Raw genomic sequence first — 13095 nt, 5'->3', positions numbered from 1 at the left:
TGCCTGGTCGGCCGGACGGATCATGGCCCGCACGTGTCGGCGCACCGCACCGCCGCGTCACCCACCGATCAGCCGCAACCACGTGGGGTAGGCGGGAGGCCGGTCCACTCTGGAGTGCCGGTAGGGTCTCTGATCGACCTCCGAGTATCCGTAGGGGAAGACCATGAGCAGAACGGTTCACGGGTCGGCCGCGAACTGTGGGATCGTGACGTGAACCAGCCGTTGCGCCCCGGTGATCCGGTCCGGCTTGGCGATTACCATCTGCTCGGCCGGCTCGGTGAGGGCGGGATGGGCGAGGTGTTCCTGGCCCGCAGTGGGCAGGGCCGGCAGGTCGCGATCAAGATGATCCGGCCCGATTTCTCCGACGACCACGAGTTCCGGGCCCGGTTCCGCAGCGAGGTGAACCAGGCCCGCCAGGTTCCGCCGTTCTGCACCGCCGAGGTGCTCGACGCCGATCCGGATCACGATCCGCCGTACCTGGTGGTGGAGTACGTCGACGGACCGAGTCTGGCCCAGGTGATCCGGGTGCAGGGGCCACTGGGCGCGGGTGCGTTGCACAGCATGGCCGTCGGGGTGGCGACGGCTCTCGCCGCCATCCACGGCGCGGGGGTGATCCACCGGGACCTCAAGCCGGGAAACGTCCTGGTCGCGCTGGGCGGCATCAAGGTCATCGACTTCGGTCTCGCTCGTACCTTCGAGGCGACCAGCCAGCACACCCGTACGAATCAGATGGTCGGCACCATCGCGTACATGGCACCGGAGCGGTTCGAGACCGGACGCAACCGGACGGTCGGTCCGGCGGCCGACATCTTCGCCTGGGGAGCGATGGTCGCGTACGCCGCGACGGGGCGTAACCCGTTCGGTGCGGACAGCGGTGCCGCCATGGCGATGCGGATCCTCAGCCAGCCGCCGGATCTCACCGGACTCGCCGGGCCGTTGCGCGGGTTGGTCGAGCGGGCGCTGGCGAAGGATCCGGCCGACCGGCCCACCGCCCGGACGTTGCTCGACGAACTGCTGGTCTCGGCGCCCTCGGCGAGTGCCGCCCGGACCATGCTCGCCGACGCGGCGTCCGCGCTCACCCTCCGTGCCGCCGATCCGCTGGCATCCACGATGGATGGGGCGAGGGCTCCCGGGCGCGAGGGCGCCGACCCGGACCGGTCGCCGCCCCGGGTGCCGGGGCGGGTCTTCGGTGGGCGGACGGCGAGACGGCGGAATCAACTGCTGGTGTTGACCGCCGTGGCGGTCGCGGCGGCGCTGGCGGTGCCCACCTTCGTGTTCGGTCCGCAGCTGCTCAGCGGTCTCTCCGGAGACGCGGCACCGACCTCCACCGGACCGGCTCGGTCCGGCAGCAGCGCGGACCTCACGTCCACCGGGGAGGGCGGGCCGAGTGCCACACCATCCGCCGGCGTCACCGGCATCCTCAGCGGGAAGCGCCGCACCATGCTGCACATCGCGGAGATCGACCGAAATCTGTCGATGAACTACCGTGGCGAGGTCCGCGTCGGTGACGGTACGGGGCCGGAAGCTCTCTTCGTCCTTGAGCCGAGCGGCGGCAGCGACTACATGATCAAATCGCTGAACCCCGAGATCGATGACCCGTCCTGCCTCGGTGTGAAGGCCCAGCCGGACGGTTTGTCCACGCTTGTGGCTGCCGACTGTGTGGCGGGTCCGGCGACGTTGTTCAGTGTCGCGCGTGCCGAGTTGTTCGCCATCGTGCCTTCCGGCGGGGTCGAGGATGACCAGGGCCGCCCCACCCATGTGCTGCACAACGGGGAACACGGCTTCGTGCAGTGGAGCCGGAGCCGGAAGGTGATCTACCTGGATGCCGTCGGCTACGGCACGCTTGACACGACCTTCAGCCTGGTGGACCGCGGCGCGCTCTGAACCTGCCCGGCGCTGCCGCGGTGGCGAGGTCGGGGGTGTGCGGTCTCGGTCAGGCCGGCTCGGGCTGGGGAGCGAACGTCGACCCGGGCTGGGTGGTGGGTGTCGGCTCGGCGCTGCCCCCCTGTTCCCAGATCGAGGACATCTCGTCGAAGGCGTGTTCCATGATCTGCACCATGGCGCGCCGGGCGGCGTCGCCGTCGCCGCGCTGGATCGACTGGGCGACATCCGCGTGCAGTTGGAGGGCCTGCTCGTGCGGGTAGTGCGGCATCAGGTGGTAGTGATGCCGGCCGATGAGCACCTCGGCGACCAGGTTCTGCAACTTCACGAACATCTCGTTACCCGAGGCGGCGAGTATCCGCTGGTGGAACTCGATGTCCAGGCGGAGGAAGCGTTCCTCGTCGCCGGCCTTGCCGGCGGCCCACATCTTCGCGGCGAGCCCGACCAGTTCGCTCGCGGCGTCGTGGTCGACGCGCTGGGCGGCGAGCCAGGCGGCGTGCGGTTCCACGGCGGTACGCAGTTCGGTGATCGAGCGGATCTGGGCGATGCGGCCGGCCGAGGCCAGCCGCCAGCGGATCACCTGGGGATCGAAGACGTTCCAGTGGTCGGCCGGACGGATCATGACCCCGACCCGGCGGCGGGTCTCGATGAAGCCCATCGACGCCAGCACCCGGAGGACTTCGCGGATCACCGAGCGGGACACCGCGTACCGGTCGACCAGGTCGTCGATGTTGAGCACGGCGCCGGCGGCCAGTTCGCCGCCGCAGATGGCGGTGCCGAGGTGGTCGAGGACGCGTCCGTGCAGCCCGGCCTCGGCAGGGGCGGCCTGAGCGGGTGCAACCCCTGGGGAGGGCAGATTCACGCGTCGGATCATATCAGTTAGGTCTACCACTTGTATAAGTCTGCTTTTTCGGCCTAGCATCCGGACGTTAAGCGGATGTAACAGGCCCAGGTCGCGCCCGTCCCCCCGGGGCCGCGACCAGCACAGAAGGAGAGACGGACGTGGGACGTCGATCAATAATTGGGACATCTCTGGCGGTGGTTGCCGCCATGACGCTGTCCGCCTGCGGCGGCGGTGACGACAGCGGCTCCTCGGACACCGTGCGGGTGACCCTGGTCAACCATGTCTGGACCGAGAACATCCGGAAGGCGCTGCCGGAGTTCGAGCGGGAGACCGGCCTCAAGGTCGAGGTCACCCAGCTCGGCGAGGACCAGCTGTCGGACCAGTACAACGTCAAGCTCAACGCCGGCTCCAGCGACATCGACGTGATGATGTACCGGCCGTTGCAGGAGGGTCGGCTGTTCGCCAAGAACAAGTACCTCGCCGACCTGACCAGCAAGGCCAACGGCAGCGGCGACTTCGACCTCGCCGACTTCCAGTCCGCGCCGCTGAGCGCCACCACCTACGAGGAGAAGGTGGTCGGCATCCCGATCATCACCGAGCAGCAGGTGCTCTACTACCGCAAGGACCTGCTGGAGAAGTCCGGCTTCAGCGCCCCGCCGCAGACGCTCGACGAGCTCAAGGCGCAGGCCGCGAAGATCCAGGCCGACAACCCGGGCGTGGCGGGCTTCGTGTCCCGGACCGGTAAGGCCGCCGCGGTCACCCAGTTCTCCAGCTTCCTCTACAGCTTCGGCGGCGACTTCGTCGACGGCGCGGGCAAGGCCGCCGTCAACAGCGACGCCGCCAAGCAGGCGTACGCGTACTACGGCGGGCTGCTGCGCGAGCACGGGCCGGCCAACATCAGCACCGACATGAGCTGGTCCGAGGCGATGGCCATCTTCACCCAGGGTCAGGCCGCCTTCTACACCGAGGCCAACTCGCTCTACAAGAACGCCACCGACCCGGCCAAGTCGAAGGTCACCGAGACCGTCGGATTCGCGCCGTTCCCGGCCGGCCCGGCCGGCTCGAAGCCGTACAACATCCCCTCCTGGGGCCTGGCCGTCAACGACGCCTCGAAGAACCAGGACAACGCCTGGAAGTTCATCGAGTGGGCGGCCGGCAAGACGCAGACGCTGGAGCAGCAGAAGGCCGGCGTACCGGGTGCCCGTACCTCCGTCTGGGAGAACCCGGAGGGCATCGCCACCTACCCGAAGGACATGGCCGACGCGATCACCGTGAGCCTGGCCAACGGCGTGGGTCACGACCGGCCGCTGGTCGAGCGGGTCGCCCAGGCCCGCGAGATCGTCGGGCAGCCGATCGTCGACGCCATCACCGGCAAGGACGCCGCGGCCTCCGCCGAGACCGCCAACCAGGGTTTCCAGAAGTTCCTGGACGACGAGGCCCGCTAAGTCCGGGCGCGGGGGTGGTGGGGCGAATCGCCCCGCCACCCCCGTCCGGCCTCCCCACCACGGAGAACTGATGCCAGCTGTCACCGCCCCGAGCAGAGCGCCCCGCAGCGCCTCCGTCATGCCCGACACGCCCGGCTGGGCGCGTTGGGCCAACGACCATCGCAAGTGGCTCTTCGCGGCCCCGGCCATGGCCTTCGTCGCCGCGCTGATCATCTTCCCGCTCGCCTGGACCGTCTACCTCAGCCTCACCGACTCGTCGGGGTCCGTCCGGGCCGAGTCGGAGTTCATCGGCCTGCGCAACTACCTCGACGTGCTCACCGACACCGACCGGTTCTGGCCCGCCGTGGGGCGGACCGCCGCGTTCACCGGTGTCGCGCTCTTCTTCGAGGTCGTCCTCGGCATGGCGATCGCCCTGCTGCTGTGGCGTCCGTTCCGGGGCGAGAAGTGGGTCCGGGTCGCCATCCTGCTGCCGCTGGTCGCCACCCCGGTCGCCGTCGGCATGATGTGGCGGCTCATCTTCGACCCCAACATCGGCCTGGCAAACCAGGCGCTCGGCTGGATCGGCATCGGTCCGCAGCCCTGGCTGGCCGGCCAGCACACCGCGCTACCCACCACCATCTTCATCGACATCTGGCAGTGGACGCCGATGGTGGTGCTGATCCTGCTCGCCGGGCTGACCTCGCTCTCCGACGAGCCGCAGGAAGCCGCCATGATCGACGGCGCCAGCGCCTGGCAGCGCTTCCGGCACGTCACCCTGCCGCTGCTGATGCCCACCGTGATCGTCGCGGTGCTGCTGCGCGGCATCGACGCGCTGAAGACCTTCGACATCCTCTACGCCACCAAGGGCCGCGGCGGCGGCTCGTTCAACGAGGTCGAGACCCTCAACGTGTACGCCTACGGCCTGAGCTTCGACTACAACGAGTACGGCCTCTCCTCGACCGTGTTGATCCTGTTCTTCCTGCTCATCATCGCTCTGATGTGGGTCCTCACCGCGCGCAAGAAGGAGGCGGGTCGATGAAGCCGGGTCGCGGGTTCAAGATCTTCCGCGTGGTGGCGCTGGCCGTGGTGGTGCTCTCGCTGCTGCTGCCGTTGATCTGGATGGTCGCCGCGTCGTTCAAGACCAACGTCGACATCTACGACTCCAGCAAGGCCCTGGTCTTCACGCCCACGCTGGACAACTACGACACCGTCCTCCAGCAGGCCAACTACGTCCAGTTCATCGTCAACAGCCTCTGGGTGGCGTTTGCCGCGACCGTGCTGTCACTGCTGCTCGGGGTGCCGGCGGCGTACTCGATGAGCCGGTTCAACATGCGCAAGTCGGCGCTGGTGGTGCTGATGGCCCGGGTCATCCCCGGCGTCTCGCTGCTGGTGCCCTGGTACTACGTCTTCTCGAACCTGCGCATGGTCGGCGGCTTCACCGTGCTGATCCTGAGCCACATGTTCGTCTCGCTGCCGCTGATCGTCTACATCATGATGGGCTACTTCGACGGTCTGCCGGAGGAGTTGGAGGAGGCGGCGCTCGTCGACGGGCTGACCCACATCGGCGCGTTCCGGCGGATCACCCTGCCGCTGTCCATTCCGGGTATCGCCACCGCCGGCATCCTGTCCTTCATCTTCTCCTGGAACAACTTCATGTTCGCCCTGGTGCTCTCCGGTGCCAGCACGAAGACCCTGCCGGTGGCGATCTTCGACTTCGTCGGCTACGCCAGCATCGACTGGGGCGGGCTGATGGCGGCCACCACAGTGGTCACCCTGCCGATCATGATCATCGCGCTGTTCGTGCAGAAGTACATCGTCTCCGGACTCACCGCGGGCGCGACGAAGGGCTGATCGACAATGACCACCATCTCCCGCGTCGAGACGTTCCTCGTCGCACCCCGCTGGCTGTTCGTCCGGGTGGAGACCGACGACGGGCTCGTCGGCTGGGGCGAGGCGACCTGCGAGGGCCGCTCGGAGACCGTACGCACCGCCGTGGAGCAGCTCAGCGAGCTGCTGATCGGCCGGGACGCGCTGCGCATCGAGGACCACTGGCAGGTGATGACCAAGGGCTCCTTCTACCGGGGCGGCCCGATCCTGGCCAGCGCCGTCGCCGGTCTGGACCAGGCGCTCTGGGACATCGCCGGCAAGCGGTACGGCGCCCCCGTGCACCAGTTGCTCGGCGGGCCGGTCCGGGACCGGATCCGGGTCTACGGCTGGGTCGGCGGGGACGAGCCCAGTGAGGTCCGCGACCAGATCGCCGCGCGGGTGGAGGCGGGGCTGACCGCGGTGAAGATGAATGCCTCCGGGCGGATGAGCCCGCTGGCCTCCGTCGCCGAACTCGACGCGGTGGTGCAGCGGGTCGCCGCCGCCCGCGAGGTGCTCGGCGAGCACCGGGACGTGGCGGTGGACTTCCACGGCCGCTTCACCCTCGCCAACGCCCGCCGGGTCGCGCCGCTGCTGGAGCCGTACCGGCCGTTCTTCCTGGAAGAGCCGGTGGTGCCGGAGAACTCCCACCTGATCGGTGAGTTCGTCCGCTCCACCACCACCCCGGTCTCCACCGGGGAGCGGCTCTACAACCGGCAGGAGTTCCTGCCCGTGCTCCAGGCCGGCATCGCGGTCGCCCAGCCGGACCTGTCGCACGCCGGCGGCATCACCGAGGTACGCAAGATCGCCGCGCTGGCCGAGACGTACGACGTGCAACTCGCCCCGCACTGTCCACTCGGGCCGATCGCCCTGGCCGCCTGCCTCCAGGTCGGCTTCGCCACGCCGAACTACCTGATCCAGGAGCAGAGCATCGGCATCCACTACAACCTCGGTGCCGAGGTGCTGGACTACTGTGTCGACCAGCAACCGCTGACCTTCGTCGACGGGTACGTGCAGCGGCTCACCGCGCCCGGACTCGGCATCGAGATCGACGAGCAGGCGGTCCGCGCGGCGGACAAGCGGGGCCACGCCTGGCGCAGCCCCACCTTCCGGCACCTCGACGGCTCGTACGCGGAGTGGTGACCATGACCGACGTGCTCACCACCGAACTCACCGCGACCCGACTGCTGGCCATCATCCGGGGCACCGACACCGCCGCCGCGATCGCCACCGGCACCGCCCTGCTGGCCGAGGGGGTGTCGATCGTGGAGGTGGCCCTGACCACCCCCGGCGCGCTCGACGCCATCGCGGCGATCCGGGCGGACGCGCCGGCCGGCACCCTGGTCGGCGCCGGTACGGTGCTCACCCCGGCCGCCGTCGCCGACGTGGCGGCAGCCGGCGCACAGTTCGTGGTCACCCCGGCCGTGGTCGACTCGATCCCCGAGGCGGCCCGCCGGGGCCTGCCGGTCGCCGCCGGCGCGCTCACCCCGACCGAGGCGTACACCGCCGTGCGGCTCGGGGCCAGCGTGGTCAAGCTCTTCCCGGCGTCGGTGGGCGGCGCGGCGTACCTCAAGGCGCTCCGTGACCCGTTCCCGGACCTCCCGTTCGTGGCGGTCGGCGGGGTGGGCCTGGCCGAGCTGCCCGGCTACCTGGCGGCCGGCGCGGTCGCGGTCGGTGTCGGTGGCCCGCTGGTGGGCGACGCCGCCTCCGGCGGCGACCTCGACGCACTCCGGGAACGGGCCCGTGCCTACCGGGCGGCGGTCCGCGAAGCGGGGCTGCGGTGAGCGAGCCGGACACCGCGCCGCGCGGCGTGGAACTGCTCACCGTCGGCGAGGCGCTGGTGTCGCTGCGCTCGACCGGCCCGCTGGCCGTCGGTGGGCCGCTGAGCATGCACCTGGCCGGCGCGGAGACGAACGTGGCGATCGGGCTGGCCCGGCTCGGCCACCGGACCGCCTGGGTGGGCCGGGTCAGCGACGACGAGCTGGGCGAGTTCGTGCTGCGCCAGCTGCGGGCCGAGGGCGTCGGCACCGACGGGGTACGCCGGGACGCCGAGCGGCCCGCCGGGCTGATGTTCCTGGAACGGCGTACCGCCGATGTGACCCGGGTGCGGTACCACCGGGCCGGATCGGCCGGTTCGGCGCTGCACACCGACGACGTGGCCGCGCCGCTCGCGGCCGGCGCCCGGGTGCTGCACCTGACCGGCATCACCCCGGCGCTGTCCGACAGCGCCCGGGCGGCGACGACCTTCGCGGCCCGGCAGGCCGCTGCCTCGGGCGCGACGGTGTCGCTGGACGTCAACTACCGGGCCGGGCTCTGGTCCCGGGCGGCGGCCCGGGCGGCGTTGACCCCCCTGGCCGGGTACGCGTCGATCGTCATCGCCTCCGCCGACGAACTGGACCTGCTCGCCGAGCCGGGCGCCGACGAGCCGACCGCCGTGGCCGGGCTGCTGCGCCGGGGCGTGCGGACCGTGCTGGTCAAGCTCGGCGCCGACGGGGCCCGCGCGTACACCCACGACGGTGTGCAGCAACTCGCGGCGGTGCCGGTCACCGCCGTGGACACCGTCGGCGCCGGTGACGCGTTCACCGCCGGCTACCTCTCCGGCCACCTCGACGGACTGGACCTCATCGACCGGCTGCGGCGTGCGGTGGCGCTCGGCGCCTTCGCGGTCACCGCGCACGGCGACTGGGAGGGCCTGCCCCGTCGTGACGAGCTGTCCCTGCTCACCGGCAACGCCGCCGGCACCACCCTCCGCTGACCTCCTGCGAGAAAGGCACCCCTCGTGAAGATCGTCGCTGCCGACGTCATCGTTTCCAGCCCTGACCGCAACTTCGTCACCTTGAAGATCACCACAGCGGACGGCATCACCGGCCTGGGCGACGGCACGCTCAACGGCCGCGAACTCTCCGTCGCCTCGTACCTGCGGGACCACGTGGTGCCGTTGCTGATCGGCCGGGACGCGCACCGCATCGAGGACGCCTGGCAGTTCCTCTACCGCTCGGCCTACTGGCGGCGGGGACCGGTCACCATGGCCGCCATCGCCGCGGTGGACGTGGCGCTCTGGGACATCAAGGCCAAGGCCGCCGGCATGCCGCTCTACCAGCTGCTCGGTGGTGCGTCGCGTACCGGCATCATGGCGTACGGCCACGCCTCCGGGCGGGACCTGCCGGAGCTGTTCGACTCGATCCGCGCCCACCTCGACCAGGGCTACCGGTCGATCCGGGTGCAGACCTCGGTGCCCGGCATCAACGCCGTGTACGGCGTCGCCGCGCAGCCCAGCACCGACGGCAAGCGCTACGACTACGAGCCGGCCCAGCGCACCCCGCTGCCCGCCGAGGAGGACTGGGACACCCGCGCCTACCTGCGGCACCTGCCCGGCGTCTTCGAGGCGGTCCGCGCCGAGTTCGGTCCGGAGCTGCCGCTGCTGCACGACGGCCACCACCGGATGACCCCGATCCAGGCCGCGAAGCTCGGCAAGGCGCTCGAACCGTACGACCTGTTCTGGCTGGAGGACTGCACCCCGGCGGAGAACCAGGAGGCGCTGCGGCTGGTCCGCCAGCACACCACCACCCCGCTGGCCATCGGCGAGATCTTCAACACGGTGTGGGACTACCAGACGCTGATCCGCGAGCAGCTGATCGACTACGTGCGTTCCGCGGTCACCCACACCGGCGGCATCACCGCGATGCGCAAGCTGCTCGACTTCGCCGCGCAGTACCAGATCAAGTCCGGCATCCACGGCCCGACCGACATCTCCCCGGTCGGCATGGCCGCCGCGCTGCACCTGGACCTGGCCATCCACAACTTCGGCATCCAGGAGTACATGCGCCACGGCGCGTTGACCAACGAGGTGTTCCGCCAGTCGTTCACGTTCGCCGACGGCTACCTGCACCCGGGGGAGCAGCCCGGTATCGGTGTGGAACTCGACGAGGACGCCGCCGCGCGGTTCCCGTACCAGCCGGCGTACCTGCCGTTCAACCGGCTGAAGGACGGCACGGTCCATGACTGGTGAGCCGTCGACCCGGCACGTCGTGGTGATGGGGGTGTCCGGCGCCGGCAAGACCACGGTGGCCCGGGGCATCGCGGGGCTGACCGGACTGACCTTCGCCGAGGCCGACGAGTTCCACTCCGAGGCCAACGTGACGCGGATGCGGGCCGGCGTACCGCTGGACGACGACGCCCGCTGGCCGTGGCTGCGCGCCCTGGCCGACTGGATGGCGGCCCGGCACCGGGAGGGCACCTCGACGGTGCTGGCCTGCTCGGCGCTCAAGCGTTCCTACCGTGACCTGCTGCGCCTTGGGCCGCCGGGGGTGGACTTCGTGCACCTGGACGGGCCGACCGAGGTGATTCGGGAGCGGATGTCGCTGCGCGCCGGCCACTACATGCCGCCCAGCCTGCTGGATTCGCAGACGGCGACGCTGGAACCGCTCTGGCCGGACGAGCGGGGCATCGTCCTCGACCTGCGGCAGAGCACCGAGGCGCTGGTCGTTCAGGCGGTGCGGCGGCTCGGCCTGCCGGTGGGCGACGAGTCGCCGGAGGTGCCGGTCGAGCGGCAACCGGATCCGTCCGGCCGTTCGTGAATCGGCGGCGGCGACCCGGCCGAGGAGGTCAGGTCGCCGCCGCTCAGCGCTCGGGCTTGCGGCGGACGAAGTCCTGGTAGGTCTCGTTGGCCAGTTCGGCCTGGCGCAGTTCGGCCTGGCGGATCTCCGCCGCCGACCGGGCGCGGGCCAGCCGCAGCTCGTGGCGGCGGTCCCGGAACCGGGACCAGCCCCGCACCCCGGCCCAGGCGATCCAGCCGCCGGTGGCGACCAGGCCGGTCAACGCGAATGCGAGCAGGAACTCCATCTGTTCGTCCCTTCCGGCGGGTCAGCCGACGTCCCGACGGGCCGCCAGCCAGCTGCCCAGCGTGAACATCAGCAGGGTGTACCCCAGCAGGACCACAGTCGGCAGCACCGCGCTCGACGATTCCAGCACGCCGGGCGTGCCACCGTCGAATTGGGACCGCGCACCCAGCGCGCCGGCCAGCGCGCCGGAACTCGGCGCCAGCAGGATCTTCTGCAACACCGTCAGCGGGCTCAGCACCAGGGCCAGCCCGCTTATCGCGTTCTCCAGGACCAGGGTCCACACCAGGCCGATGGCGATCGCCGTGGCGGTGCTGCGGAAGGCGATCGCGAGGAACCAGCCGATGCTGGCGTGCGCGGTGCAGATCAGCCAGGCGGCGGCCACCGCGCCGGCCAGGTCGGCGACCGGCGGCCAGTCCGCGGCGCGTCCCTCCACCATGGCGAGCACCCCGGTGACCAGTGCCAACGCGCCGAAGGTGGCCACCGCGACCAGCAGGGTCAGCCCACTCAGGACGACGGCGTGGCCGGCCAGCACCTGTCCGCGTCGGGGCCGCTGCGTGAAGATCAGGTTGAGCGTGCCCCAGCGGTACTCGTTGCCGACGACCAGCGCGCCGAGGATGACCACGATGGCGCCGCCGAAGAGGGGGAACAGCCCGATGCCGGTGGTGACCAGTTGGCCGGGCAGGACGGCGGCCAGCAGGGTCTCCGCGGCGTCGGCCTGCTCCGGGTCGCCGGCCAGGCTCAGGTGCACCAGGTAGGGGATGCCGATGCCGAACGCGAGGGCGAGCAGGGTCCAGGTCGCGGTGACCGTCCACACCGCCGGCCGCCGCCGGTCGGCGAACCAGGCGGCCCGTACCGAGGCGATCATCGGTTCGCTCCCGTCGTCGCGGCCGGCTGGTCGGATCGCTGCGGCCGGGATGGCGCCGGTGCGGTCAGTTCCAGGAACGCCTCCTCCAGCGAGTGGCGCAGCGGGCGCAGTTCGCGTACCTCGACGCCGGCGGTGACGAGTAGCCGGTTGAGCGCGCCGGCCAGGGCCGGATCGGTACTGACCCGCAGTTGCCCGTCGACCTGTTGCACCGCCGCGACCCGGTCGTCCGCGCGCAGGCAGGCGATCGCCTCGTCGGTGGGGTCGGCGTCGATGAGCAGTACGCCGGTGCCCAACGCGCCCCGCAACTCGTCCGGCGTGCCCTCGGCGACCAGCCGGCCCCGGTTGATGACCGCGATCCGGTCGCAGACCTGCTCCACCTCGGCGAGCACGTGACTGGAGAGCAGTACGGTCTGCCCGCGCTGGCCGAGGGTCCGCAGCAGTTCCCGCATCTCCGCCACGCCGGCCGGGTCGAGGCCGTTGGTCGGCTCGTCGAGGATCAGCAGGCTCGGCTCCTTGAGCAGCGCGGCGGCCACCCCCAACCGCTGCTTCATGCCCAGGGAGTAGGTGCGAAACGGTGAGCCGGCGCGGTCGGTCAGGCCCACCTCGGCCAGCACCCGGTCGGCGGCGGCATCCGGTACGCCCGCGTACCGGGCGGCCAGCCGCAGGTTGTCCCGTCCGGACAGGTGCGGGTAGAAGGTGGGCGATTCGATCAGCGCGCCGACCCGGGCCAGTTGCCGTCCGGGCGGTTCGCCCAGGACCCGGATGCGGCCACCGCTCGGGCGGACGAGTCCGACCAGCATCCGCATCGTGGTGGTCTTGCCGGCACCGTTGGGGCCCAGGAAACCGAGCACCTCACCCTCGCGTACCCGCAGGTCGAGCCCGTCGACGGCGGTGACCCCACCCGGATAGCGCTTGCTGACCTCGTGCAGTTCGACGGCGAAACGGTCGCCCATCAACGGAGCGCCGTAACCGGAAAATCGGGCAATGGGGACCGGTCCCGTCGATTTTCTCGAATGTTCATGTCTGGTGCCTCGAATTCCCCTGCCGCCACGCAGGGTTGCTTGCACGTCGCCAATTAACTTTTCCTTAGCTGGATCCGGCGTGGTGCCCGGTGGTGCGGTTGCCCAGAAGTCGCGCAGCCTCGGTCCAGGTTGGAGGCACCGCTTCATGCCTTTGACCTGCACCGAAGCCGGGACGCACCACAGGGTAGCGGAGGTCATAGGCTCGCGACAGCCCCTACCCGGCCGCTGAACGTACGTTTTGTCTTAGCCGCAGCTCACGGCCGGGATATTCACCTCGGGCATTACTTTTTTCGAAAGAGTTTGTTGACTGGCGAGTAGATCATGGGCAGCATGTAGTCACTTTCGAGACGGTCGA

The 13095-nt window shown here is 70.5% G+C and carries 13 protein-coding genes; 9 read left to right on the top strand and 4 right to left on the bottom strand.

The genetic code is table 11. From position 1 onward, the window contains the following. The first annotated feature begins 210 nt into the window (after window positions 1–210). Entirely contained in the window at window positions 211–1884 is a 1674-nt protein-coding gene (locus E0H26_RS02145) for a serine/threonine-protein kinase (protein WP_131300158.1), read from the top strand. Window positions 1885–1933: 49 nt separating this feature from the next. On the opposite strand, the gene E0H26_RS02140 is transcribed toward E0H26_RS02145, so the two are convergent. Next, the gene (locus E0H26_RS02140; RefSeq protein WP_240741968.1) at window positions 1934–2743 is read right to left on the bottom strand and encodes a FadR/GntR family transcriptional regulator; all 810 of its coding nucleotides are present in this window, start codon (window positions 2741–2743) and stop codon (window positions 1934–1936) included. Between the two features lie 188 nt (window positions 2744–2931). On the opposite strand from E0H26_RS02140, the gene E0H26_RS02135 reads away from it, so the two are divergent. The 8 genes from E0H26_RS02135 to E0H26_RS02100 all read left to right on the top strand — a co-directional run bounded on the left by E0H26_RS02135 (window position 2932) and on the right by E0H26_RS02100 (window position 10589). Beyond that, window positions 2932–4170: an ABC transporter substrate-binding protein gene (locus E0H26_RS02135; protein ID WP_240741967.1), complete on the top strand. Its 1239-nt coding sequence runs from the start codon at window positions 2932–2934 to the stop codon at window positions 4168–4170. 70 nt (window positions 4171–4240) lie between these two features. Continuing rightward, a complete protein-coding gene (locus E0H26_RS02130; RefSeq protein ID WP_240741966.1) occupies window positions 4241–5188 on the top strand; it encodes a carbohydrate ABC transporter permease in 948 nt (315 codons plus the stop codon). Continuing rightward, the gene (locus E0H26_RS02125; RefSeq protein ID WP_131300154.1) at window positions 5185–6000 is read left to right on the top strand and encodes a carbohydrate ABC transporter permease; all 816 of its coding nucleotides are present in this window, start codon (window positions 5185–5187) and stop codon (window positions 5998–6000) included. The genes E0H26_RS02130 and E0H26_RS02125 overlap by 4 nt, the downstream gene beginning before the upstream one ends. Before the next feature lie 6 nt (window positions 6001–6006). Then, window positions 6007–7155 carry a galactonate dehydratase gene (gene dgoD, locus E0H26_RS02120; protein ID WP_131300152.1) on the top strand — a complete coding sequence of 383 codons (1149 nt, stop codon included), beginning with the start codon at window positions 6007–6009 and terminating at the stop codon, window positions 7153–7155. 2 nt (window positions 7156–7157) lie between these two features. Next, window positions 7158–7796, top strand: coding sequence for a bifunctional 4-hydroxy-2-oxoglutarate aldolase/2-dehydro-3-deoxy-phosphogluconate aldolase (locus E0H26_RS02115; protein WP_165521732.1), 639 nt, complete (start codon window positions 7158–7160; stop codon window positions 7794–7796). Further along, window positions 7793–8767 carry a sugar kinase gene (locus E0H26_RS02110; RefSeq protein WP_206024806.1) on the top strand — a complete coding sequence of 325 codons (975 nt, stop codon included), beginning with the start codon at window positions 7793–7795 and terminating at the stop codon, window positions 8765–8767. Before E0H26_RS02115 ends, E0H26_RS02110 begins: the two co-directional genes overlap by 4 nt. 24 nt (window positions 8768–8791) lie before the next feature. Continuing rightward, window positions 8792–10021 carry a D-mannonate dehydratase ManD gene (gene manD / locus E0H26_RS02105; RefSeq protein WP_131300148.1) on the top strand — a complete coding sequence of 410 codons (1230 nt, stop codon included), beginning with the start codon at window positions 8792–8794 and terminating at the stop codon, window positions 10019–10021. Then, entirely contained in the window at window positions 10011–10589 is a 579-nt protein-coding gene (locus E0H26_RS02100) for a gluconokinase (protein ID WP_131300146.1), read from the top strand. Before manD ends, E0H26_RS02100 begins: the two co-directional genes overlap by 11 nt. 43 nt (window positions 10590–10632) lie before the next feature. Here the strand turns inward: E0H26_RS02100 and E0H26_RS02095 are convergent, their stop codons facing one another. The 3 genes from E0H26_RS02095 to E0H26_RS02085 are packed head-to-tail and all read right to left on the bottom strand — an operon-like array spanning window position 10633 to window position 12671. Further along, on the bottom strand, window positions 10633–10854 hold the full coding sequence (locus E0H26_RS02095) for a hypothetical protein (protein ID WP_131300144.1): 222 nt from the start codon (window positions 10852–10854) through the stop codon (window positions 10633–10635). Between the two features lie 21 nt (window positions 10855–10875). Then, the gene (locus tag E0H26_RS02090) at window positions 10876–11718 is read right to left on the bottom strand and encodes an ABC transporter permease (RefSeq protein ID WP_131300142.1); all 843 of its coding nucleotides are present in this window, start codon (window positions 11716–11718) and stop codon (window positions 10876–10878) included. Then, the gene (locus E0H26_RS02085) at window positions 11715–12671 is read right to left on the bottom strand and encodes an ABC transporter ATP-binding protein (protein ID WP_131300140.1); all 957 of its coding nucleotides are present in this window, start codon (window positions 12669–12671) and stop codon (window positions 11715–11717) included. The genes E0H26_RS02090 and E0H26_RS02085 overlap by 4 nt, the downstream gene beginning before the upstream one ends. Window positions 12672–13095 lie beyond the last annotated feature (424 nt).

The organism is Micromonospora zingiberis, assembly GCF_004331455.1.
Taxonomy (GTDB): domain Bacteria; phylum Actinomycetota; class Actinomycetes; order Mycobacteriales; family Micromonosporaceae; genus Micromonospora; species Micromonospora zingiberis.
This window is presented reverse-complemented; position numbering and strand designations above follow the sequence as displayed.